Raw genomic sequence first — 22,866 nt, 5'->3', positions numbered from 1 at the left:
ACCTGTCTTAATCCCTGCATCTTTAAGGGTTTGCGTAAATTCATAGCTGGTAAACTGACTCCCCTGATCAGTATTAAAGATTTCAGGTGTTCCGTACTTTTCAAGGGCTTCCTCAAGCGCAGCCACGCAGAAATCAGAATCAAGGCTGTTTGAAAGTCTCCAACTGAGAACTTTTCTGCTGTACCAATCCATAATAGCCACCAGATAGAGGAATCCTCTTCTCATTGGTATGTAGGTAATATCCGAGCACCAAACTTGATTAGGGCGGTTTATATCAATATCTCTAAGCAGATACGGATATGTCTTATGCTCCGGATGTGGAACACTGGTCTTGGGCTTCTGATAAACAGCAGCTATGCCCATCTTCTTCATAAGCCTGCTGACACGCTTGCGGCTAACATTGTATCCATACCTTCTGATAAGCTTTGCCATCTGTCTGGAACCAAAGTCAGGTGTCGCCATAAACTGCTTATCTATTATGCGCATGAGTTCAAGATTCAACGCCGACTCGCCTGACTCTTGATAGTAATAGCAGGAGCGGCTGATGCCCAAAAGCTCGCACTGACTGCTGATGGACAGGCTGCTTTTTACGTTATCGATCATAAGCTTCCTCCGGGATATGCTTACCGTTTCCCGAAGGCTCGCTGCAAAAAATCACGTTCCACCGTCAGCTGGCCTATTTTTGCGTGAAGATCCTTTATCTCAGACTCTGTTCGCTCTTCAGACTTGCAGGGCTTGTTGGCAAAGATTGATGCCATACCCTCTATGGCTTCTTTCTTCCACTTGGAAATCTGGTTCGGGTGAACATTATACTTGGCTGATAATTCTGATAAAGTCAGCTCTTCTCGAAGAGCTTCAAGAGCTACTTTCGATTTAAACTCCGCTGAGTAACGGGTACGTTTGGCCTTTGACATCGCATGGTCCTCCAATATGCTTTTTACACCTTAGCATACTGTACAGATTTTGGGGACCACCTCTGCTTACATAACTTTAACCGTTGCTTTAAGTCTAATTATCCTTTAAAGTCAACTTAAGCATTTCGGATTGCTCCTAAATGTGCGCTTATTTAAAAAAATAGGAGGAAGTATGCGCTACCTGTCTGTTAGTTGTATGCTTGTGTGTCTTCTGCTTCTCAGCGGCACGGCACAGGCATTTGAGAACGGCGCTTCAAACACGCCGGACAGCCGGACGCAGCAGGTCTCTCCCGGACAGTTCAAGGAGAGCTACGAGGGTATAGGTCTTACAGAGGACACCAAGATCTACCTTACGCTGACGTCCCGCTACAGACTGCGTACGAACGACTACGCAGACGATCAGGATTTTTACCAGTATCTCCGTGTCCACACGGACGCAGTGAAGCTCGGTGACGGAACGGTGAGATTCGCCGCGTTCGCCAGATTCGCGGATGACATTGACGGAGACCACAAGAAGAGCTGGGGAGATAATTACTACTATTATCACCGTGACGCTCTTGACACCCAGCTCGGTTATGATGACTGGGCTCCGAGACTGTACAACGGCTACGCTCAGTTTGACGGCGTAATCAAGAACACAGTCCTGAACGTGGGACGCTTCTATCTTTCCCATCAGAACACCTTCCAGCTTGACGGAGCGGACGCTTCAGTGAAGCTCGGCGAGATGGTAGAGGTATACGCTTTCGGGGGCAAACCCGTGAGCTACTACTATGATGTTGATGACGACACGCTGTTCGGCGGCGGAATCAATGTTAAGGTGATGGAGCAGACCAAGGTAGGAGCAGAATATGTCCGTCTCGATGTAACGGACATAGATGACGACTACACCAAGTTCAGGCTCGATCAGGCTATCCCTAACGGTAACCTTGTTCTCGCCTACACTCTTCTGAATGACGCGGCCACAGTTAACGCCGAAGGCACCTATGAGATAGTCTCCACGGGAACTATCCTCACGCTGAAATATGAAGGTCTTACTGATGAGGTCGACTACGAGAACTCATACGTGGTGAACCCCCTGACGAATACCCTTCTCGCGGAGAGCAAGTACAGCAAGTACGAAGCGGGAGTATATCAGGCATTCCTTAAGAACTTCGCCGCTGGACTCACCTATGAGACCAAGGCAGTGAGCGGCACGGAGAACTTCGACAACCGTGATTATTCCAGAATCAAGGGTAAATTCGACATTTACGGACTCCCCTCCGAGAACACATATGTATCGTTCAGCGTAGACTACTGGGATGTAAAGAACACCCCCGACTCAGACGACAACGAGCGTCTTCAGTACGGAGTTCAGGTCAGCCAGAAGGTCGGACGCACTATGGACGTATGGGCAGGCACGTCCTTCAGCCGTTATGAGTATGACTACATAAACGACAGAAGGAAGGACTCTGTAAGAAGCTACTACATAGGCGGTCAGTATCAGCCGACGAAGATCCTCAGCCTCATGGCGGATCTGAGCATGGAGGATACGGAGTTCTATGATGATGTTGATACGAGCCTTGACAAGAACTACACGGCAGAGCTGTGGGCTAACATCATTTTTTAGGGAGGAGATTTATGAAAGCGAAGATAACTGTACTCTCTATGGTAATGGCTATGCTGCTTGTTGCTGTGTATGCCTTTGCCGTGGAATCGAATAAACCCTCCAGTCACGATATTTCATGGATGGACAGACACGGCTCGGCAAGCAGGGTGAACAAGCAGGAATGCCTTGAGTGCCATACCGATCAGGTGAGCTGTATCCAGTGCCATCAGGAAGTATCACCGAGAAGCCATACCCCTTCATGGACGAAGAGGGGTCACGGACTTGAGGCGAGATGGGACAGAAGCTCCTGTACGACCTGCCATAAGGAAGACAGCTGCATAGAGTGTCACAGCGTAACTCCCCCTTCCAGCCACAGACCGGGCTGGGGCGGCTCCGGAGCGAGCCTGAACAGACACTGCAACAACTGCCACTACCCTGTGCAGGACAATTCATGCTTTGTATGCCACAAAACGGCGCACGCGCCTAATGCGTACTAGATGTTAGGAGGATATAATGAGTCTTAAAGATAAACTTAATCAGGTAACCCGCCGAGACTTCCTTAAGGGAGTGAGCGCAGTGGGCGCCACCGCTGCTGTATACGGCTGCGGCGGTTCCGGCGACGGCGGCAAAACATACATGGAAGAGGACGAGGAAAACCGTCTCACGCCTCCTGCAATCACGGAAACGGTTGTGGCAGGAGCTGCACCGCACAACTGCGGCGGGCGCTGTGTGACAAAGGCGTATGTTAAAGACGGCGTAATCAAAAGGTTTGTCACCGACGAAACACCCGATCTGAATATAGTCAACGGTGAAAGCGAAGATTTGCCTCAGATGAGAGCATGTATACGCTGCCGGTCGAATACTCAGAGATTTTACCGTAACGACCGTGTTCTTTACCCTCTTAAACAAACCGGTGAAAGGGGCGACGTAAACGGTTTTGTCAGGATTTCATGGGAAGAGGTCGCAACTGAAATAGCTGCTAAACTTACCAGCCTTAAAGCTCTGTATGGCGCAAAATCTTTTTCAGCTCATTATGCTTCAGGCGATGGTTCGGAAGTTGCAGGTGCTGCTTCCTGCGCATCACGTCTGCTTAATATCATGGGCGGACAGATGACATACCGCAACGACTACAGCTGGCCTTCACTTGAACACACAAGTTGGTTCTTTTTCGGACAGAATTTTTATTTTCCTCCGGGAAAATCCAGACAGGACGCTTTTAACTCTGATGCACTGTTCATTTGGAGCGGAAACTTCGCGGAAAGCATTTGGGGAACAAATACTGCATGGTATATACAGCAGATTAAAGAAAAAGGCACAAAGGTCTTTGTTATTGACGGGCGAGTTTCTCAAACTGTTGTATCCCATGCCAGTGAACACATAGCAGTTGTTCCCGGAACGGATGCTGCCTTGGTACAGGCTATTATGCACGAACTCATAGTAAATACATGGAACACCGACGGTTCATTGAAAGCAGATCCTTGGCTGGATGCTGAGTTCATTCTCAGATATACTCACGGATTTTTCGATGATGAGGCTTTTACGCTGTATCCTGCAATAGCCAAAACATACCACGCTGATGTGGACAGGAGCACAGATTATATTGTTCCCGACGGTTCTTCCCTCAGTGCTTATATAATGGGTACTGACGACAGGCTTGTTCAGGCAGGGCTTAACGGAGATGTATCTGTTTACCCGTCACAGATAGGCTACAACAACTACAATGCCGATGATCCGAATGATAATCTTAAGGATGCACTTGTTTCAGTATACGGAAAAGTTGCCAAAACTCCTGAGTGGGCTGAATCTATATGCGGTATACCGGCAGCTAAAATAAGAGAGCTTGCTGAAATTTTTGCAAAAAAGAAAGTAACACTCTGGTTTGGCGGTGGTTTTCAGAGGCAGTCTGAAGGTGAACAATTACCCCTGAATGGTTATACTCTTGGAGTCATAACCAAAAACTTTGGCGAACCCGGAAGGCATGTCGGAGTGTACACCGACAGGCAGCCGTTATCTTTCGGTGTTACATTCCCTACCGGAACAAATAACGCATATGCGGATTTTACAGGTATATATGATTTAAGCAAGCTCACAGCTCCTGACTATACTCCTGCTGTAACCAGATCGTCCTATCCTGTATTTCTCTGGCCGGATATAGCCAAATACGGTGGAACTGGGAAATCAATGTGGAATGATGGACAGGTTAAAAACTTTCCCACTCCAATGAAGGCTATACTCAATTTTGGCGGAAATTGCCTTGTTAATCAATGTGGTGACTACAATACGGTTTCTGGGATTATTAAAGACAGAAATAATGTAGAGTTAATTGTAACTGCTGACCAGTTTATGACAGCATCAGCAAAATTTTCAGATTATGTTCTTCCTGCTGCTACTGCTTTTGAGAAAGAAGGTGCCTGCTCAGGCTGGCTTGCCGGCGATGCACTAATATGTATGAATAAAGCAGTGGAACCTCTCGGTGAAGCATTGCCTGATTATGACATTGTCGCGAAGATTGCGGATAAACTGGGTGTTCTCAGCGAATACACCGAAGGCAAAACTGTTGATGACTGGAGAAAAGAAGCCATTGAACCTCTGCTTACAGCTTACAACGCAGGAATGACTTATGATGAATGGAAGGAGAAAGGTCTTTTCCATATGGATTCGTCATACGGGATAACTGATCCGCTTGCCGCCTACAGAACGGATCCGCATGTTGGTGCGCTTTATACTCCCACCGGAAAGTTTGAAATATATTCTCAGGCTATGGTAGAAGACTACGAAGCAAGGTTTTACGATAATGATGATGCAAGAGTTACTCTTGAGGGCCCACTTCACGATGGGAAAACAACAGGGAAATTTGTGTACGCTATTCCTATGGTTATTCCTATGCTTGAAGGTTCTTTTGCAGATGGCTCTGCAGCAGATCCACAAGGTTACAAAACTAATTATCCATATTGCCTTAATGGATGGCACATCTATTACCGTTCTCACTCTACACACTCTAACAATGCCTACATCAATGAAGTTTTCAAAAAAGACGCTGACGGTAACAGTGCGTATCTGGATCCTGAACGTGAGCTTGGAGAAGTTTGGGACAATAATGTTTATGAACCGATATGGATTAATCCGGCAGATGCTGTTGCTGAAGGTATTCTTACCGGTGATAGAGTAATTGTTGAAAGTCCGAGAGGCAGTATATATGCAACTGCAGTTGTGACTCAGAGAGTAAGAGCAGGCTGGCCTGCAATGGGACAAGGCGGCTGGGCTAATGGTGATAATGCTGACGGTAAACCTGATATAGGAGGAGCTATCAATGTTCTCACAAAACTTCGTCCTTCGAGAATATGTCAGGGTATGACTTTAGGTGCCGACACTCGAATCAATATAAGAAAAGGATAGGCGGAGGAATACCATGGCTAAACAGATGGCATTTTACTTTGATCAGAACAGATGTATGGGCTGCAACACGTGTGTTGTGGCATGTAAAGACTGGAATAATGTTAAACCCGGCAAGGCAAGCTGGAGAAAACTGAATATTACTGAAAGCGGCGCTTTCCCCGATGTTAAGGTTTTCAACCTTGTCCTTTCCTGCAACCACTGCGCAAACCCTGCCTGCACGGCAGCCTGCCCCGTGGGAGCGATTTATAAAAGAGCCGAGGACGGCATAGTAATAGTAGACCGCGACAAGTGCCAGAACATCCGTTCCTGCGCAGTTGCGTGCCCTTACGGCGCTCCTCAGTTCGGAGACGACAGGTCCGAACCTGTTAAGAAAGCAAGCTGGGCTGTTGCTCACCCCGTACAGAAATGTACTTTCTGCTGGGACAGGCTTGACGACGGTCTTGCTCCCTCCTGCGTTGCATCATGCCCGCAGAGAGCGCTTGACTTCGGCACAGTTGAGGAGATCAGCGCGAAATACCCCACAGCACAGAGAACCGCTGTAGGTATGCCCGATTCAACAAAGGACTCCAACGGTAATACCCTTACCTCCGGAGACACAGTACCCTCCATTTTCTTTAAACCGAAGAACTAGGAGCCACAATAGGAATCTGCCCCGCTTCGGCGGGGCAGATTCCTATTTCAATAAAAACTCGAAAAAAACAAAAAAAGTACTAACTTAATTAATACAGATAAAAACTGTGATCAGTTTAATAGAGCGGGAAACCGTCTCTGTATTTGATCCTAAATAATTTATTATATTTTATTCTGGAGGTTCCAGATGAACAAAACAATACGGGAATTTATCTATGAAAATTCAAACAAATTTTACTCCCTTCTTATTGATGACATAAACAGAGAAAGTTATTCATCTCTTTCTACCGCGAGAAAAAAAGATGCGGATAAGGCGATGGCTATAATACTGGATTTTCTCGAAGATGATTTTGATTTAACAGTCAACAGTGATTACACCGAGTGTATGCGGAAAAATAAAGCATTGTCAGAGTTCGTTGCTATAGCCCAAAGGCACCATATGAGAGGCATTGGTTTAAGTTTGTATATGGGAGCCTTCAAAAAAATGTATAACTCCTTCATCAGACTTATTATGGAAAGCAGTGAACCGGAAAGCTTTAAGTTTGGTGCGATGAAAACAGTTATTGACAAGTTTAACTTCGGGGAAACGGTTATTATATCCGAATGGGACAACAAGATTAAGAATGATATATCCGGCAAATTATTGGAGAATGCGGCGGAACTTTCTGTTACAAAATGCAAAATTCAAAACATTCTTGATTCTGTGGATAACATAGTACTCACATTTAATGAAGAGGGATATGTCAAACAGTATAATTTTATGGCTAAGGCATTTTTCGGTGATGAAATCACGTCTGTTAAGATAATGAAGCTGCTCAGGCTTGAAGATTGTGCTGTTGAGCATTTTATCGACAGGTACAAAGAAACCGAAATCAATCTCGGTGATGGTCATTATTTCGACCTCAGAATCAAGTTTTTGGGGGATGATTATCTTACTCAGAGAGAATATCTCCTTTCTATGGCAGATGTTACAACAGCAGTCTACCGCAGAAGTAATCTTGAACATGAAATTTCTGAAAGGACTCAGGAACTCCTTGATGAAAAACTATTTTTTGAATCAGTGTTTTTTACCACAGGAGAAGCTTTGATTGTTCTTGAAGACGGTAACAGGCTTAATAAAATCAACCATAGTGCCTGTGAATTGTTTAAAATTAATAAAGGATGTGACAATGAAAGCATACAGAGACTTATCAGCGAGTTTTTGGACTTAAATAATAATAAACATTTGGTACAGAAATTTCATAGACTTAATAATGGTGATAAGTGGGCAGGCGAGTTCAGGCTTACTCTTCCGCACGGCGAAATACATACGTATGTTTCATTGAGCAAGTTTTTACTGAGAGATGTAAGTTATTGCTGTTTATCTATTAAAGATATAAGTGAATTAAAGAAAGTTGAAAAGGCTCTTATATGGGAAAAAAGAATCGTTGAAGAAAAAAACATATCATTGAGAAATATTATTGAAACAATACGACAGCAAAATGAAGATTTTCAGACATCATTTTTTTCTGACTTTGAAAGAGAGCTTCTGCCCCTATTGAAAAAAATTTATACGACTGACTGTGAAAATGAAAAGTATGAATGTTACCATAAAATCTGTAAGAAACTGAGTGTCTTGTCAGACTTTTCAAGCGAAAGCGAAGATTCTGATGCCTACATAGAGATTCTCAGTAAACTTTCACAGGCTGAGGAAAGGATCCTTAAAATGGTTGTTAAAGGTCAGACAACAAAGGAGATTGCCGAATCTCTCTGCATAAGTGAATACACTGTTCAGACACATCGCAGAAATATAAGGAAAAAGCTGGATTTAAATAAAAAACAAATAGGGATTACAGCATATGTCAGGCATATTCAATCCGTTGGAAAAGATATATATGCGCAGATCGGAAGTTTTGATTACTTATAGGAGGCGGCTTCTGATATATCGTGCAGATCAATATTCCTAAAGAGTTCTGGAAGTGCCCGTACATATTTTTTAAAGCCGCTTTCGTGAAAGAGCGGCTTTTCTATTTCTCCGCCCACATTGGTTTTGCTTCAAGCACTTTCTTATGCACCGGACAGTGCTCAGCGTGGGCGCCTCTCAGGTAGCCTGTGCTCATGAGAAATTCATTCACTATCTCTCCTCCGGTGAATTTGAATGTTTTTTTGAAGAGCTTTGTCCACTCGTCTTTGGTGAGGGGATGGTGCTTATCCAGCCAGCTTTTGAATGAGCCGTGATCTTTTTGGATGCACAGAATGGTTTTTGCATTCTCAATTGCGGCGTTGACTTTCAGCCTGTTGCGGATGATTCCCGCGTCGGCAAGAAGCCGTTCCCTGTCTTTGTCTGTATATGCGGCAACGGTTTTCACGTCAAAACCGTCGTAGGCTTTTCTGAACGCCTGCTCTTTTTTCAGTATTGTTTCCCAGCTTAAGCCAGCCTGATTTATTTCAAGCACCAGACGGCAGAAAAGCTCATTGTCGTCATGCAGCGGAAATCCGTAGTGGTTGTCGTGGTAATTGCCGTGGAGTGCGGCTTTTTCGGCGTTCATGGTCTTTATAGCGTCGCAGTATGACATAAGCGTCCCCCTGATAGTGTGAGAATACTGTATATTAAAAAAACGGACCGGACAATTTCAGATAACCTCTTCCGCAATATTTCTTAAAAATCCGCAACTTTTGATCGGGATCAAAACAATTTCCACTATTTGTACTATTTTAATAAAAAACAGATGGAGGAAAAATCATGAGCGCATTAATCACAGAACTCAAAAACGACCATCTCCAGCTTCTTAAACTTCTTCAGGAAGTTCAGATAACAGGACTCGGCAATGATGCCGGGCGCAAGAAACTTCTTGAGGGAAAAAGGCTTCTCGCCGGACATCTTCAGAAGGAGGATACAAGGCTTTATCCCGCATTGAAAAACAACCCGGCGGCAAAGAATGTCAGCGATCAGTTCGCAGATGAGATGAAGAAGCTCACCGCCGAGATACTCGGCTTCATAAACCGTATGGAAAAAGCGGAGCTGAATATGGAATATGCCAAAGATCTCGGGAGGATCATCACCACACTGAGGCTCCGCATAAACAGGGAGGAGATTCAGCTCTATCCCTTGTATGACAAAGTAAATTCATGAACCCCCCCTGACGCTGCATTCGTTAGGAGTGCGGCGTTTTTTTCTGCCTTATGGGGAGTTGTTAGTTATTTCAAACTTTCTTATCTTTGTCTTGACATGTGATTTCTTAAGAGCTAACATTTCTGAACGATTTCCGAAAACATGCTATCGGAAACAATGATAGTTTCAGGATAAGCCATATGCTTGGCGAGATGTTTAAAAGTTTTTACCTGCTGAAACAGCACAAAAGATACAGTTACGCAGCAACAGCCTCTTTCTCTATAATAATTCTTGTTTTTCTCCTTAATATTTCGTTTGCTTCGATGAAGTCACTGTTTCTGAAACATATTGAGAGAAACAGCGTATTGCTGTTTGAAGTGGTTAAGTACGGCGGAATAACAGATGACACACACTTTTATGTGAATGATGAGGAAGCCGCCGAAAAACAGGAGTACTACAGAGAGATAGTCGCGTCCTCTCCTGTTGGCAAGGCTCAGCAGATGTTCAAGGCTATAAACAGCTTTACGGTTGTTGAAATAGACTCCGTGAGGTACCCTGAACTGCGGGAAGCGGAGAGAAACGCGCTTGATTCGGGGGAAAACTCTTCAAACGTGAATTTTTTTCTGGATTCAAAACACGAATCTCTCCATAAAGCGGATAATGGTCTGTATCTGCGCGTAAAGCAGAGCGTGCCGTTTTATTATATGATTACCTCACGTCTTGACAGGATAGCTTTTGTTGCAAACGCGGCGGCGGGCATCTTCTTTATCTCTCTCATTTATATTGTTTATTACATGATGCACGAGGAGAGCAAAAAAATACTGTATGAATCGGACATTGACAGATACCAGCATATAGCCTCTGTCGATCCGCTCACCGGTGTTTTTAACAGGCTGATGCTGAACGATGTTCTGGATGAGCAGATAAAAATGAATGAGCTCATGAACAGAAAATTTTCGCTGATTATAGCAGATCTGGACTACTTTAAAAACGTTAATGATACCTACGGGCATGACGCAGGGGACAAGGTGCTTGTGGGCGTTGCGGATCTGCTCAGAAAAAATATACGCAGGAATGATATGCTCGCACGGTTCGGCGGAGAGGAGTTCGTTATCCTTCTGCCGGATACGGACAGGGTGTCAGCACTCCGCATTGCGGAAAAGCTCCGTGAAATCATAGAGTGCGCCCGTTTCGCCGACGCCGTGAGCATCACCGCTTCCTTCGGTACTGCGCAGTCCGGCAGGGGAACCACAGCGGAAGATATACTGAAGGAAGCGGACAGGTATCTGTACGAGGCTAAACGCAGCGGGAGAAACTGCGTCAGACCGGTAATTTAATCAGACGCGGCAGAGTCTTCCTCCCAGTTCAAATGCCTTCCTCAGATCGCTGTCGAAATGTTCGCTGCGGTACTGCATTTTTTCTTCGATTGTTCCTCTCAGCTCGAATCTTTCGTAATCCTTCTCTGTTCCCTGAAGCGTGTTAAAGCTGCAAAGGGTTTCACATGAGCCGAAGGTTCTTTTCATGAAGCTTTCATTCAGGCGGAAGTGTGTGTCATATTCATACTCATTCTTTTCCGGTTCGGTTACGTTCATTGCGTAAATCATTGCTGTTGCAGATTTTCTAGGTGCCAGTGTTCTGTAGTCGGCGTATGATATGAAAGGGAAAACGAGACGCTCAAGGAACGAGGCGGTTTCTCCGCTCACTCTGCCGAGATAAACGGGCGAACCGATTATGACTGCGTCCGCTTCCGCAGCCTTCTCAAGATAGGGGAGTATGCCGTCCCTGTGGGCGCATCTGCCGTATGTTTTTCCGTTTCTCACCTTACAGAGAAAGCAGCTCACGCAGCCCTTGAAGTCAATGTCGTAAAGATTCACAAGTTCTGTTTCCGCTCCGGTCGCTTCTGCGCCTTCCAGAGCTTTCCGGAGCAGAAGCGCCGTGCTGAAGTTTTTTCTGGGGCTTCCGTTAAATGCGATTACTTTCATTTGTTCCTCCTTTTATTTGTAACTTTTAAAGTAACAATTATTCACAAAAAAAATCAGCTTACCTGAGAAACAAGCTCTGAAAGTCTGGTCTGTTTCAGGTTGTCCTCAAAAGATTTCTGAGCGTTATCGAGGATTTTTTCCAGAGCGGGCTTCATGTTGCAGCTCACCGCGCATGCTTCCTGAACCGGATATGCGTGAACAGCAAACGCCTTAGGTGCCTCTACAGCCTTGTATATGTCGAGCAGGGTGACGGATTCCGGTTCCTTCGCCAGTGCACAGGAGCCGTTCTTGCCCCTAGTGGTGCGCACAAGCCCCGCCTTTGAAAGCTTGGAGATAATCCGCCTGACGAAGCTCGGGCAGGCGTTGACACTCCTTGCCAGATCACAGGAACAGACAAATTCGCCGGCATGGAAGCCGAGACCCGTCATTATGTGCACTGCTATTGAAAACTGGATATTTTTTGAAGTCATATTGTTATTTTAATAGTAACAAAATAAAAGGCAAGAAAAATCTTGCATGCAGTCTTGATTAAATCAATCGATTGATTTAAAATATGATTATGAATATACGGGGCAACGAAATGAAAGAAAAGAATAAAGGCGAAAGAACAAAACTGAGCCTCATTGAAGCGGGGATAGAGCTCTTCGGGGAGCACGGATTCACCGCCACGGGAACAAGGATGATAGCCGAAAAGGCAGGGGCGAACATCTCCGCCATTCAGTATTATTTCGGCGGGAAGGAAGGGCTTTACCGTGCGGCGGTGGTGCATATTGCCGAAAGCATAGGCGGGTACATCAACCCGCTTGCGGCGGAAATACGGAAAGAGTTTGAGAAAAGCGCCGCCGGCAGAGAGGTAGCGGCAGTATGTATAAAGAAGGCAGTCACGGGGCTGATGAATATGATGATAAAATCGGAGGGTCCAAGACGCTGGTCGCTCATAATCCTCAGAGAGCAGGCTAAGCCGACGGCGGCGTTTGATATTCTGTATGAATCGGTTATGAAGGAAGCGCACGGGCTTTTAAGCCGCATTATAGCCGCCGGAACGGGAATTGAGCCGGACAGCGCGGAGGCTCATCTCAGGGCTCATGCCGTCATAGGGAGTGTACTGGTATTCCTTTCCGCCAGAGAGACGGCGCTGCGCAGACTCGGAACTGATGACTATACGGAGGAGCACCTTCGTCTGCTTGATATGCTTCTTCCCGCTATGGCTGTTTCAACGTTGGATGCTGAAATATACGGGACTGAACCATGAAGAAGAGAATAGTTATAATAATTCTGGTGCTGGCAGCTGCCGGAGCGGGCTTCTTGTTTTACAGCGCAGGACAGCAGAAGGAAGCAGGCGTTCTCACCCTTTACGGCAATGTAGACATAAGGGATGTAGCCCTCGGCTTCCGTGTTTCGGGGCGGGTTGCGGAGCTTATGTTTGAAGAGGGCGACAGGGTGAAGGCGGGAGAACTTCTCGCCGTTCTGGATAAAAAACCCTATGAGGATCAGCTTGCAGTGGCGGCAGCACGCCTTGAAGCGGCAGCGGCTAACTTTGCCAAGCTCTCGAAAGGCTTGCGTCCGCAGGAGATAGAAGAGGCTAGGGCTCAGGTGAGCGAGCGTGAGGCTACGCTCATCAATCTGGAGCAGACGTATAAACGGCAGGCGGAGCTCTTTAAGCTCGGTGCCGTGTCCGCTCAGACTCATGATCAGTCACTTGCCGCCAGAGATGAGGCAAGGGCAAGGCTTACGATGGCGAAAAAATCCTTTGAGCTTGCTCTGGCGGGCTACAGGGATGAGGACATTAAATCTGCGGAAGCCGAATACAACGCTGCCGCCGCTTCTGTGGAATCGGCTGAAACATCACTGGCGGATACTGAAATAATTTCACCGTCCGACGGAACCATACTGACCCGTGTAAGGGAAAAAGGCTCTGTGATAGCGTCCGGCGCCGCGGTTTATACGGTCGCTCTGGACAGCCCCGTATGGGTGAGGACATATGTCAGCGAGCCCCAGTTAGGGCGTGTGCACCCGGGGCAGAAGGCTGAAATATACACGGATACAAATCCGGATAAGCCATACACCGGGCAGGTAGGCTTTATCTCTCCTCAGGCTGAGTTCACGCCGAAAAGCGTGGAGACAACAGCTCTGCGGACTGACCTTGTATACCGTCTGCGTATTACCGTTGATGATCCCGACAGAGCTCTCCGGCAGGGAATGCCTGTTACTGTGAAACTTGCGGAATAGATATGGAAGAACTTCTGGCGGAGGTCAAAAACCTCACCAAACGCTTTGCAGCAGACACCGCTCCCGCCCTTGACAATATCTCCCTGAAAATATTCAGAGGACGCATGACAGGGCTTGTGGGACCGGACGGAGCAGGTAAAACAACCCTTATGCGCCACATGATCGGGCTTCTGCACGGAGACAGCGGCACGGTCACGGTCAAAGGCATGAACGCTGTCACCGATGCGCCGGAGATCAGGGAGATCACAGGTTATATGCCCCAGAAATTCGGACTTTATGAAGACCTTACAGTTCAGGAGAACCTGAATCTGTACGCTGATCTCTGCGGGCTGGAAAAGGGAAAGCGTGGGGAAAGCTTCCGCAGACTCCTTGAATTTACAGCTTTGCGGGAGTTTACGAACAGGCTCGCCGGAAGGCTTTCCGGCGGCATGAAACAGAAGCTGGGGCTTGCCTGTGCTCTTCTCGGTGAGCCTGAGCTTCTCCTGCTGGATGAGCCCAGCGTCGGGGTTGATCCCATATCAAGGCGTGAGCTGTGGAAGATGGTTAAGGCACTTCTGGACAGAGGCATGGGGGTTGTGTGGTCAACTGCTTACTTGGATGAGGCGGAAAAGTGCGATGACGTGATCCTGCTGAATGAGGGGAGGATGCTGTTTGAAGGCAGACCTTCGGCACTTCTGGCGGATATGAAGGGGCGTGTATTCATTTTTCGCGGAGCGTGCGCCGCTGAAAAGCGTTCCGTTCTTACGGAGCTTCTGAATAAGGCGGAGGTGGCGGACGGAATAATACAGGGCAGCGGAATAAGAATTGTTCTGAAAAAAGACGCGCCAATGCCGCAGGTTCCAGATTCGATCCATGCGGAGCCTGCCGCTCCGTCCTTTGAGGACGGTTTCATAGACAGACTCGGCGGAGGTCCGGGCGGACATTCCCCTCTGGCGGATATGATGAATGAAAAACCGGAAAACAGCGGCGCAGTGATCGAAGCGCTTGGGCTCACCAAGCGTTTCGGTGATTTTACCGCTGTGCGTGACAACAGCTTTGCCATAAGAAGAGGGGAGATCTTCGGACTTCTCGGTCCCAACGGCGCCGGAAAGTCAACCACCTTTAAGATGATGTGCGGGCTGCTTCAGCCCACCTCCGGAAGCGCACATGTGACGGGGCTGGATCTTAAGACCGCAACCTCCGCCGCCAGATCCCGCATCGGCTACATGGCGCAGAAGTTTTCTCTTTACGGCAATCTGAGTGTACGGCAGAACCTGAGCTTTTTCTCCGGTGTCTACGGACTTGCGGGAAGGGAGGCGGAAAGAGCGGCGGATGAGATGACGGAGATTTTTGATCTCGGACGATACCGTTCGGTGAATGCCGACACGCTCCCCTTGGGCTTTAAGCAGAGGCTTGCACTTGCCTGCGCGGTGATGCACTCGCCGGACGTGCTGTTTCTTGATGAGCCCACCTCCGGCGTGGATCCTGTTACAAGGCGCGAGTTCTGGAATCACATCAACGGTATGGTAAAAAAGGGGGTTACGGTGATGGTCACTACCCATTTTATGGATGAGGCGGAATACTGCGACCGTATAGGGCTTATCTACAGAGGCGAGAACATAGCCTCCGGCACACCGGATCAGCTTAAGGAGTCTGTCCGTTCGGGCGTTTTGCCTTCCCCGTCTCTGGAGGATGCTTTCATAGAGCTGATAAAGCGTTTTGACGAAGGGAGGAAGCTGTGAATCTCCGCAGGGTGGGTGCCCTTGTTAAAAAGGAAAGTTATCAGATAGTCAGAGATCCCAGCTCGATAATTATCGCGTTTGTTCTGCCGTTTGTTCTTCTCTTCATCTTCGGAAACGGCATAAATCTTGACACTACAAGGATAAATATAGGTATTGCCATGGAGGGGCACGGGACTGATGCCGATCGGCTTGCCGCCGCTTTCATCAGCTCAAAGTTTCTCAATGCGCACACCGCAAACGACAGAAGAGAGCTTATTCCTGAACTGGACGCAGGCAGGATAAGAGGGATAATAATCATTCCGCAGGATTTCAGCGCCAAATCCGCCCTTGAATCAGAAAGCGCTGTTATTCAGGTAATTGCGGACGGCAGCGAACCGAATACGGCCTCGTTCGTTCACAGCTATGCGTCGGGAATATGGCAGACGTGGCTTTTACAGTATGCTCAGGAGAACGGGCTTGAAATCCGCATGCCCCTTGCCGCCGAGCCCCGCTTTCTCTTTAATCCGGAGCTCAAAAGCCGTAACTTTCTCCTGCCCGGCTCCATCGCTATCATCATGACTCTGATCGGAACCATGCTTACCTCCCTTGTTGTCGCCAGAGAGTGGGAGCGGGGAACGATGGAGGCGATGATGGCAAAACCGGTGACAGTCCCTGAGATAATTCTCGGGAAGCTTATTCCGTATTTTATCCTCGGCATGGGCTCCATGGCTCTGTGTGTTTTTGTATCTGTCTTCTTATATGGTGTTCCATTCAGGGGCTCCTTTATGGTTCTCACGGGTGTTTCCGCCGTGTTCCTGCTTGCTTCTCTGGGACAGGGGCTTCTTATATCGACCCTTGCGAGAAATCAGTTTGTGGCTGCGCAGATTGCTCTTCTCAGCGCTTTTCTGCCGGCGTTCATGCTGTCGGGCTTCATCTTTGAGATCAGCTCCATGCCCGCAGCGATAAGGGGGCTGACGTACCTCTTCGCCGCGCGTTATTTTGTGACGGTTCTCCAGACTCTCTTTCTGGCAGGGAATGTGCGGAGTCTGCTGATTGCCAACACCGCCGCCATAGCCGCCGTTGCTTCGGTATTTTTCATTATAATCGCGGCGAAAACAAAAAAGACTCTCGATTGAGGAAGGGCATGAAAATGAACAGGATAGTAAGAATAAAAGCGCTGATGATAAAAGAGATACATGCCATATGGCGTGATCCGAAAAGCCGCATTGTGCTCATAGCGCCTCTGACTATTCAGCTCTTCATATTCTCTTTCGCCGCAACGCTTGAGGTGAAGAATGTAGCCCTCGGCATATACAATCTTGACGGAGGAAAGCACGGCTATGAGCTGGTGCAGAGGTTTGCAGGCTCAAAAACATTCAGCCGCATGATTTTCCTCAACAGTCCGGAAGAGGCGGTAAAGGCTGCGGACGAACAGAAGGTGCTCGCAGTTGTGAGCATTCCGCAGGACTTCTCCCGCAGGATAGAGGCGGGGGAGCAGGGGAAGATTCAGGTGCTTCTGGACGGGCGCAAGTCCAACGCCTCGCAGATTGTCATGGGTTATATAAACTCTGTGATTAATCAATATTCCGATGAGCTGAGAGAAAAGGCGGGCGCTGCACCGCTTCCCGCCGTGGTGAGCGGACGGAGTTTTTATAATGAAAACCTTATCTATATGTGGTTTATTGTTCCTTCGCTGATGGGAATACTCACAATGGTGGGGACTCTGGTGCTTACTTCGCTCTCGGTCGCCAGAGAAAGGGAGCAGGGAACATTTGATCAGCTTCTGGTGTCACCGCTCATGCCGTGGGAGATACTCATAGGGAAAACCGTTCCGCCCATGGCTGTGGGGATGACTCAGGGAAGCTTTATTCTTCTGTTTTCTTATTTCATCTTCGGAATACCGTTCAGGGGCTCGGTTCTGATGCTTTATGCTGCTCTGTTCGTATTCGCTCTTTCCGTAACGGGGATAGGGCTTTTCATCTCTTCTCTTGCGAAAACCCAGCAGCAGGCGATACTGGGCGCTTTTGTATTCATGGTTCCGGCAATTGCCCTGTCCGGCTTCGCCTCACCGTTTGAGAACATGCCTCCGTGGCTTCAGACCTTAATGCAGGTTAATCCGCTGAAGCACTTCCTCATTGTGCTGAAAGGGATCTACCTGAAAGACATGAGCGCGGCGAATGTGCTTGCGAACACTCTGCCCGTTGCAGCTATCGCCGCCGCCTGCCTTGCTTTTGCCGGAGCTCTGTTCAGACGGCGGCTGGAATAGACTGCTACATCACAATGGTAAATGTGGTAGTGCTTTTTTCAGCGGAGCAGATGAGGCTTCCGTTAAGGGATTTTTCCACAAGGGTTTTTGCCAGATAAAGCCCCAGTCCCTTGTTTTGTCCCACTTCGGAAGTGGTAAAATAGGGCTCGAAGATTCTCTCCAGAATGTCTTCGCTTATACCGCCGCCGTTGTTTGTTATCTCAACAGTCTTCCTGTTTTTGTAGTTTGCTATGTTTATCGCTATTCTTCCGCGGATCTGTCCGGAGCGTCTGATGGCGTTTACGGCATTGCTCAGAAGGTGCATCATCACCTGCTTGAAGTTGATCTCGCTTCCCGCCGCCAGCTTGCAGAAGCCTCCGCAAAGAGGTTTATGATCGGCAGTGAAGGTCGTCTGTCCTTCTTCGCAGTTGCATGTGACGCAGACTGTTATGCCGGATTCATTAAGCAGCGAATCATACATACATAAGGTCTGCTCAACAGCCTTAGCCAGCGTGAACCAGCCTTCCTCATGAACCTTGAAAAAATCTTTGAAGCTATCTATTGTCTCGGACATTTCCAGTATTATCGACATGCTGAGGGTCTCGAACTCTTTAAACATTTCCTCATGTTCGGAGGATGAGAACGATTCGGAAAGGTTCTGTATGTTCAGCCCGAGGGCGTTCAGCGGCTGACGCCAGTGGTGGGATATGGCTGCAAGCAGCTCGTTCACGAACTCATTTTTTACATCAGCCGAGGAGGGCGCCGGATATTCATCAGCCCGCTCCGGCTGGACTCTGCATGGCTCCAGAAATGCGTACGAACGGACAAAGGAACCGTTATCATCATAAACTGCGAATGACTGTATGGATATTTTCAGTTCACCGCCGTCCTTTTTGATAAATTTCATTTGCAGTTCTTCCAGTTCTCCTTTCTCCGCAAATTCCCTGAATTTCTTTATTGCCTTAGTTTTGTAATCAGAATGAAGTAAATCAGCAAAATGCCTTCCGAGGACTTCAGATTCCATATAGCCGAAGAGATTAAGCCATTTGGCGTTGACGTATTCAAAAACGCCTTCGGGATTAATGGAATGAACAGCAACCGGGACTCCGTCAAACACCCTGTGCAGGTCAGCTTTAATAAACATTTTTCCCCTTCTCAAATTTAAGGCAGCAGCCTTTATTTGGTTATCAGATGTAATTATACATATTTATAGTTACTGTCAGTCACTATTTATAAGTATGTAACTAAGTTAACACACTTATTGCCCACAGGCAACAAATAACAAAGCGTGGAGAAAGTGCGGATGAGAGAAAATAAAAACTGCTGCTGATCAGATGTACAGGATTGCTTCGGGAAGTAAAAGTTGTTTTATAATAAGCACTTTTGTGTATAGATCTTTCTGTTTGTGATGCTGTTTTGCCTGCCTGCCGCTTGCGGGCATCTGAAATTCCTATGAATATCGAACTTTGTATAGCTCTGACAGATATGATATTCGGCAGTGCATTAAACGCCGATGATCAACATCAACAACTCCATTGATGGAGTTGCGCCCTACAAAGCGAAGGGCGATTTATTCACCCGCGAGCGTGTGCAAAAATCCGACAGGATGTACGGTTTGATGTTATCAAGACGAGAGGTTGCTTCACCCTTTCAGGGTTAGTAATTACGCAGACAGTTCCATGGAAGGAACTGCGCCGTGCGAAGCGAAGGCGGGTTCATCCCGCCGCGAGCGTGTGCAAAAATCCGACAGGATGTACGGTTTGATGTTATCAAGACGAGAGGTTGCTTCACCCTTTCAGGGTTAGTAATTACGCAGACAGTTCCATGGAAGGAACTGCGCCGTGCGAAGCGAAGGCGGGTTCATCCCGCCGCGAGCGTGTGCAAAAATCCGACAGGATGTGCGGATTTTTGCTATCAAGTCAGGACTGTAAAACTGATTCCCTACAGCCGGATTCGCATCCCTCATCCGCTCCGCCCAGACCGAATTTGACCTTGTTCAGAACCTTGTGGAGTGATTCAAGATCGGTTTCAGGCATAAGAGTTCTTATATAGCTGTCAATATTTTCCCATACTTCGATAACTTTTTCCGCCGACCTGTTCCCCTCTTTGGTGAGGTGAACACGGATTACTCTGTCATCGTGTTTGTCGCTGTGGCGCTTAACCAGTCCGCCCGATTCCATTCTTTTCACCATGTTGGTGACAGTGGCGGGTGATATGCCCAAGGTTTTAGCTATGCTTATCTGAGTCATGCCGTCATTCTTGTATAACTCGGCAAGAACTTTCCCCTGTCCGTGGAAGATGCCCATTGGGTCAAGGTCTTCACGGATCCGGTCTTCAAGAAGCTTTGAAATGTTTAAAAACAGATGCAGAAATAGTTTTCGCTCCATAAATTCCACCTTCCCTTTGCTTGCTAAGGAATAATATGGCACATTTCTTTATGGGTGATTGTTAAGAAGTGCAAAGAGTCTCACGGATAGGCTCAGGCGAGTATGACGGCTTTCTGGGTTTCTATGTCGGAGTTGAGGAAAGCTCTCCCTCCGGTGTCATAAATTTTAATTGCATCAGTCACATGCGCTTCTGCTTCTATAATCGTTCCGGATATTTCCTTAAAACGCGCTATTTCATCAAAATTTATTACGCTTTCTCTTTTTCCCGTGAAGAGAGCCATGTAGAATGTGCCGTTTTCCACCAGATCCTGAAAAAAGTGCGAACCGAACGAGAGCTCAGGATAGAGCCCGCCTGCGTCATACTCCATTTCGCAGATTGCGGCGAAGCTGTTTATATCGGCGAAAACAATCGGCACACCTAGGGAGGGGGTGCTTGTGCCCCATCTGCCCGGACCGAAAAGGACAGCGCTTTTGCCGAGGGCACGGATGCTTTTGTTTATTATTGATATTGTCTTTGCTGTGGTGTATTTGTCCGTGAGGCTCAGGGCTGAATATTTTTCGGCGTCCACAAATACAAGCCAGTGAACCGGCATATGCACGTTCCCGCCCATGAAATGACCGTTTGACTCCAGCAGGATCCTGTTGTGCTGCGTATCCCCGAGCTTGTGCGCCGCGCCGCTTCGGGCGCTTTTCTGTACTGGGCGGCATTGCAGAAGGTTTATCACATATTCGGAGCCTTCGGTGAAATTGAGGGTGAACTCAATCTCTACCGGATTTTTATATTCAGCCTCAAGAATATTCATCATATTTTTCATGACTTCCGGAAAGGAGCCCCGCAGAAGCTTCTGAAAGGTGAGTATCCATATATGCTGTTTAAGCCGTCCCCGCTCCTCAAGCCGGCGTTCGGTTTCAAAGTCTCTGAGGGCGAATTCGTTGAGGTCAAAGTTCAGCTCCCCCTTAGTTATCTGCATGAGTGACACGCAGTGCTTGCCCTCCCTGCGGACATCCAGAACATCAAGATCCCTTTGTGAGTAACGCATTTTGTTGTGTATGTCGGAAAGAGGGATCAGTTCAGGGTCGGAGAGGGAAACTATCCGGGGGTAATCTCCTTCCACCCTGTTTACAGCTCTTGTTCCCAGCCCCATGACTATGCGGAGCATTCCCGCCTCAGGATCTATGTTTCTGTTCCATACATAAGTATTATACGACAGCCCCACTCCTGCGGCATGGGGATAATAAAAGTGATCCTGATAGCTGCCCGACACTCTCTGCACCAGAAGCGACATCTGTTCATCCGCTTCCTCAAGCCCTCTGCTGCGTCTGTATTCAAGAGCGTCTCTGCTCATGGAGCTGGCGTATATGAGCTTCATGCAGCGGAAGAAGTCTTCATAACGTTCCTCAGGAGTGCCCATGACGGAGCAGAAGAAGCTTTCGTATTTACCTGCGAAGGCGTTTCCGTAACCGTCTTCCAGAAGGCTGCTTGAGCGTATGATTATCGGGTACTGACCGAAATAGTCCAGCATCTCCTTTATCTTTGATTTTATCTCGGGAGGAAGCCCGCCTTCGGGGAAAAGCCTCTCAAGTCTGCTGCCCGCCCTGAAATAGCCTTCGGGGGTTTTTTGTTCCATAAGGAGCCCCCACCAGCCGTTGTGGACTATGAACGAGTGGAAGACATCCGAGCCTATGTAGAAGGAATCATGAGGTTCCATGTATTTTTCATATGGTCTGCCCTGCCTGTTATCAAGAATTTTTCTCGCCAGAAGAAAACCGACGGATTTGCCCCCTATGCAGCCTGTGCCTATCATGCGGTTTTTTATCTCCAGCATATCGGACAGGCTGAAATGACGGTTTATGAGGTAGATTATCCGCTGATCCTTTCCCATGAGCATGCTGACCAGCTTCTCCTTCGCCGCGTTTTTTTCAGTTTCCTTGTTAGTGCCGAGGAGAGCCTCCGCCCTTATGAATTCCCTGTCCCAAGCGTCCATTGCCCGTCTTATGCCGGCTCCCGGCGCAGTGCAGAGTGTGCGGAACAGGCTTGTTGCCTCAAGGCTGTTCTTCACAGGGGTGAAAACCTCAGCATTGTCAAACCTGTGGGGAAGGAACATTGTGGGGCTTGTGCGTTCAAAAACCTTCTGAGGGTGGGCATAAAGGCTTGTTCCGTCATTGTAGAGTTCAATCATTACCTGTGTGGTTTCACGTATGCGGCTGATGGTTTCAAAGGAGTGATGGTTTTTGTAGACTGCGAAAAACGCCACGGTATCAAGCTTGTAGAGATAGGGGCAGATTATGCGGAAGAAGTTTGCCACTGAGTTGTCGGAAGCCCATGAGGAGAGCAGATACGAAAGACAGTCGAAAATATAGAAGGTGCGCCTGCCCTGAGCCTTTATTATACGGCAGGCATGTTCGGCGAACTGACCGAAGCCTATGTCCGCCTCAAGGCTGAAAACCTCAGCTTCGTCATTCTCGATAAGAGGAGGGTGGTCGGCAAAGCGGATATAGCAGAGCTTTCTGCCGTCTTTTTGCGCCTGACGGATAAAAGGGCGCACGAATGCCGCGTATTCCGCAAAGGACGGAACATTCCACACCACATTGTCTCCGATGCGGAGGCTGTCGATAACAGAATCCAGCCCGCTGAGACCGGTTTTTACCCTTTCCTGCTTAGCGTTCATCCGCATCCTTAAAAGGTTCGGGGAAGCCGTGAAAGACC

18 protein-coding genes and 1 pseudogene are annotated in these 22,866 nt (G+C 47.7%); 12 read left to right on the top strand and 7 right to left on the bottom strand.

Annotated features, from left to right (window positions below; translation table 11 throughout):
* Positions 1–6: 6 nt before the first annotated feature.
* Positions 7–914: pseudogene (locus tag EP073_RS14020) on the bottom strand (IS3 family transposase); the annotation flags it as partial.
* Between the two features lie 172 nt (positions 915–1,086).
* Between EP073_RS14020 and EP073_RS11490 the strand changes: the two are divergent.
* The 5 genes from EP073_RS11490 to EP073_RS11470 all read left to right on the top strand — a co-directional run bounded on the left by EP073_RS11490 (position 1,087) and on the right by EP073_RS11470 (position 8,431).
* Positions 1,087–2,520 carry a hypothetical protein gene (locus tag EP073_RS11490; protein ID WP_128467289.1) on the top strand — a complete coding sequence of 478 codons (1,434 nt, stop codon included), beginning with the start codon at positions 1,087–1,089 and terminating at the stop codon, positions 2,518–2,520.
* Positions 2,521–2,531: 11 nt separating this feature from the next.
* On the top strand, positions 2,532–2,996 hold the full coding sequence (locus EP073_RS11485; RefSeq protein ID WP_128465396.1) for a hypothetical protein: 465 nt from the start codon (positions 2,532–2,534) through the stop codon (positions 2,994–2,996).
* 16 nt (positions 2,997–3,012) lie between these two features.
* The gene (locus EP073_RS11480; RefSeq protein WP_128467288.1) at positions 3,013–5,895 is read left to right on the top strand and encodes a molybdopterin-dependent oxidoreductase; all 2,883 of its coding nucleotides are present in this window, start codon (positions 3,013–3,015) and stop codon (positions 5,893–5,895) included.
* A gap of 13 nt (positions 5,896–5,908) precedes the next feature.
* On the top strand, positions 5,909–6,526 hold the full coding sequence (locus EP073_RS11475) for a 4Fe-4S dicluster domain-containing protein (protein ID WP_128467287.1): 618 nt from the start codon (positions 5,909–5,911) through the stop codon (positions 6,524–6,526).
* A gap of 186 nt (positions 6,527–6,712) precedes the next feature.
* Positions 6,713–8,431: a helix-turn-helix domain-containing protein gene (locus EP073_RS11470; RefSeq protein WP_128467286.1), complete on the top strand. Its 1,719-nt coding sequence runs from the start codon at positions 6,713–6,715 to the stop codon at positions 8,429–8,431.
* 100 nt (positions 8,432–8,531) lie between these two features.
* Here the strand turns inward: EP073_RS11470 and EP073_RS11465 are convergent, their stop codons facing one another.
* On the bottom strand, positions 8,532–9,080 hold the full coding sequence (locus tag EP073_RS11465) for a DNA-3-methyladenine glycosylase I (RefSeq protein WP_128467285.1): 549 nt from the start codon (positions 9,078–9,080) through the stop codon (positions 8,532–8,534).
* A 167-nt stretch (positions 9,081–9,247) separates the two neighbouring features.
* Here EP073_RS11465 and EP073_RS11460 point away from each other — a divergent pair, with 167 nt between their 5' ends.
* Positions 9,248–9,637, top strand: coding sequence for a hemerythrin domain-containing protein (locus EP073_RS11460; RefSeq protein WP_128467284.1), 390 nt, complete (start codon positions 9,248–9,250; stop codon positions 9,635–9,637).
* Positions 9,638–9,816: 179 nt separating this feature from the next.
* Positions 9,817–10,953, top strand: coding sequence for a GGDEF domain-containing protein (locus EP073_RS11455; RefSeq protein WP_128467283.1), 1,137 nt, complete (start codon positions 9,817–9,819; stop codon positions 10,951–10,953).
* On the opposite strand, the gene EP073_RS11450 is transcribed toward EP073_RS11455, so the two are convergent.
* Together EP073_RS11450 and EP073_RS11445 are read right to left on the bottom strand one after the other, a co-directional pair.
* A complete protein-coding gene (locus EP073_RS11450) occupies positions 10,954–11,598 on the bottom strand; it encodes a flavodoxin family protein (protein WP_128467282.1) in 645 nt (214 codons plus the stop codon). It abuts the gene before it with no gap.
* A 53-nt stretch (positions 11,599–11,651) separates the two neighbouring features.
* Positions 11,652–12,068: an Rrf2 family transcriptional regulator gene (locus tag EP073_RS11445; protein WP_128467281.1), complete on the bottom strand. Its 417-nt coding sequence runs from the start codon at positions 12,066–12,068 to the stop codon at positions 11,652–11,654.
* A 110-nt stretch (positions 12,069–12,178) separates the two neighbouring features.
* Here EP073_RS11445 and EP073_RS11440 point away from each other — a divergent pair, with 110 nt between their 5' ends.
* Genes EP073_RS11440 through EP073_RS11420 form a run of 5 tightly spaced genes read left to right on the top strand, consistent with a single transcriptional unit; the run spans position 12,179 to position 17,793 of the window.
* Positions 12,179–12,850, top strand: coding sequence for a CerR family C-terminal domain-containing protein (locus tag EP073_RS11440; protein WP_164885361.1), 672 nt, complete (start codon positions 12,179–12,181; stop codon positions 12,848–12,850).
* Complete coding sequence (gene hlyD / locus EP073_RS11435; RefSeq protein ID WP_128467279.1) at positions 12,847–13,827, top strand: secretion protein HlyD; 981 nt, start codon at positions 12,847–12,849, stop codon at positions 13,825–13,827. Before EP073_RS11440 ends, hlyD begins: the two co-directional genes overlap by 4 nt.
* Positions 13,828–13,829: 2 nt before the next feature.
* Positions 13,830–15,548: an ATP-binding cassette domain-containing protein gene (locus EP073_RS11430; RefSeq protein WP_128467278.1), complete on the top strand. Its 1,719-nt coding sequence runs from the start codon at positions 13,830–13,832 to the stop codon at positions 15,546–15,548.
* On the top strand, positions 15,545–16,663 hold the full coding sequence (locus tag EP073_RS11425; protein WP_128467277.1) for an ABC transporter permease: 1,119 nt from the start codon (positions 15,545–15,547) through the stop codon (positions 16,661–16,663). Before EP073_RS11430 ends, EP073_RS11425 begins: the two co-directional genes overlap by 4 nt.
* Before the next feature lie 14 nt (positions 16,664–16,677).
* Positions 16,678–17,793, top strand: coding sequence for an ABC transporter permease (locus tag EP073_RS11420; protein ID WP_206617465.1), 1,116 nt, complete (start codon positions 16,678–16,680; stop codon positions 17,791–17,793).
* Between the two features lie 4 nt (positions 17,794–17,797).
* Here EP073_RS11420 and EP073_RS11415 read toward each other — a convergent pair whose 3' ends face one another.
* The 3 genes from EP073_RS11415 to EP073_RS11405 all read right to left on the bottom strand — a co-directional run bounded on the left by EP073_RS11415 (position 17,798) and on the right by EP073_RS11405 (position 22,828).
* Positions 17,798–18,916, bottom strand: coding sequence for a PAS domain-containing sensor histidine kinase (locus EP073_RS11415; RefSeq protein ID WP_128467275.1), 1,119 nt, complete (start codon positions 18,914–18,916; stop codon positions 17,798–17,800).
* A gap of 775 nt (positions 18,917–19,691) precedes the next feature.
* Positions 19,692–20,159, bottom strand: a complete 468-nt coding sequence (locus tag EP073_RS11410) for a MarR family winged helix-turn-helix transcriptional regulator (RefSeq protein WP_128467274.1) — start codon at positions 20,157–20,159, stop codon at positions 19,692–19,694.
* A 92-nt stretch (positions 20,160–20,251) separates the two neighbouring features.
* Positions 20,252–22,828: a PEP/pyruvate-binding domain-containing protein gene (locus EP073_RS11405; RefSeq protein ID WP_164885360.1), complete on the bottom strand. Its 2,577-nt coding sequence runs from the start codon at positions 22,826–22,828 to the stop codon at positions 20,252–20,254.
* Positions 22,829–22,866 lie beyond the last annotated feature (38 nt).

The organism is Geovibrio thiophilus (assembly GCF_004087915.1).
Classification (GTDB): Bacteria; Chrysiogenota; Deferribacteres; order Deferribacterales; family Geovibrionaceae; genus Geovibrio; species Geovibrio thiophilus.
This window is presented reverse-complemented; position numbering and strand designations above follow the sequence as displayed.

Excerpts from the sequence above, each read along its gene's own strand:
- EP073_RS11490 (WP_128467289.1), top strand. The coding sequence starts at position 1,087 with ATGCGCTACCTGTCTGTTAGTTGTATGCTTGTGTGTCTTCTGCTTCTC.
- EP073_RS11485 (WP_128465396.1), top strand. The coding sequence starts at position 2,532 with ATGAAAGCGAAGATAACTGTACTCTCTATGGTAATGGCTATGCTGCTT.
- EP073_RS11480 (WP_128467288.1), top strand. The coding sequence starts at position 3,013 with ATGAGTCTTAAAGATAAACTTAATCAGGTAACCCGCCGAGACTTCCTT.
- EP073_RS11475 (WP_128467287.1), top strand. The coding sequence starts at position 5,909 with ATGGCTAAACAGATGGCATTTTACTTTGATCAGAACAGATGTATGGGC.
- EP073_RS11470 (WP_128467286.1), top strand. The coding sequence starts at position 6,713 with ATGAACAAAACAATACGGGAATTTATCTATGAAAATTCAAACAAATTT.
- EP073_RS11465 (WP_128467285.1), bottom strand. The coding sequence starts at position 9,080 with ATGTCATACTGCGACGCTATAAAGACCATGAACGCCGAAAAAGCCGCA.
- EP073_RS11460 (WP_128467284.1), top strand. The coding sequence starts at position 9,248 with ATGAGCGCATTAATCACAGAACTCAAAAACGACCATCTCCAGCTTCTT.
- EP073_RS11455 (WP_128467283.1), top strand. The coding sequence starts at position 9,817 with ATGCTTGGCGAGATGTTTAAAAGTTTTTACCTGCTGAAACAGCACAAA.
- EP073_RS11450 (WP_128467282.1), bottom strand. The coding sequence starts at position 11,598 with ATGAAAGTAATCGCATTTAACGGAAGCCCCAGAAAAAACTTCAGCACG.
- EP073_RS11445 (WP_128467281.1), bottom strand. The coding sequence starts at position 12,068 with ATGACTTCAAAAAATATCCAGTTTTCAATAGCAGTGCACATAATGACG.
- EP073_RS11440 (WP_164885361.1), top strand. The coding sequence starts at position 12,179 with ATGAAAGAAAAGAATAAAGGCGAAAGAACAAAACTGAGCCTCATTGAA.
- hlyD (WP_128467279.1), top strand. The coding sequence starts at position 12,847 with ATGAAGAAGAGAATAGTTATAATAATTCTGGTGCTGGCAGCTGCCGGA.
- EP073_RS11430 (WP_128467278.1), top strand. The coding sequence starts at position 13,830 with ATGGAAGAACTTCTGGCGGAGGTCAAAAACCTCACCAAACGCTTTGCA.
- EP073_RS11420 (WP_206617465.1), top strand. The coding sequence starts at position 16,678 with ATGAACAGGATAGTAAGAATAAAAGCGCTGATGATAAAAGAGATACAT.
- EP073_RS11415 (WP_128467275.1), bottom strand. The coding sequence starts at position 18,916 with ATGTTTATTAAAGCTGACCTGCACAGGGTGTTTGACGGAGTCCCGGTT.
- EP073_RS11410 (WP_128467274.1), bottom strand. The coding sequence starts at position 20,159 with ATGGAGCGAAAACTATTTCTGCATCTGTTTTTAAACATTTCAAAGCTT.
- EP073_RS11405 (WP_164885360.1), bottom strand. The coding sequence starts at position 22,828 with ATGAACGCTAAGCAGGAAAGGGTAAAAACCGGTCTCAGCGGGCTGGAT.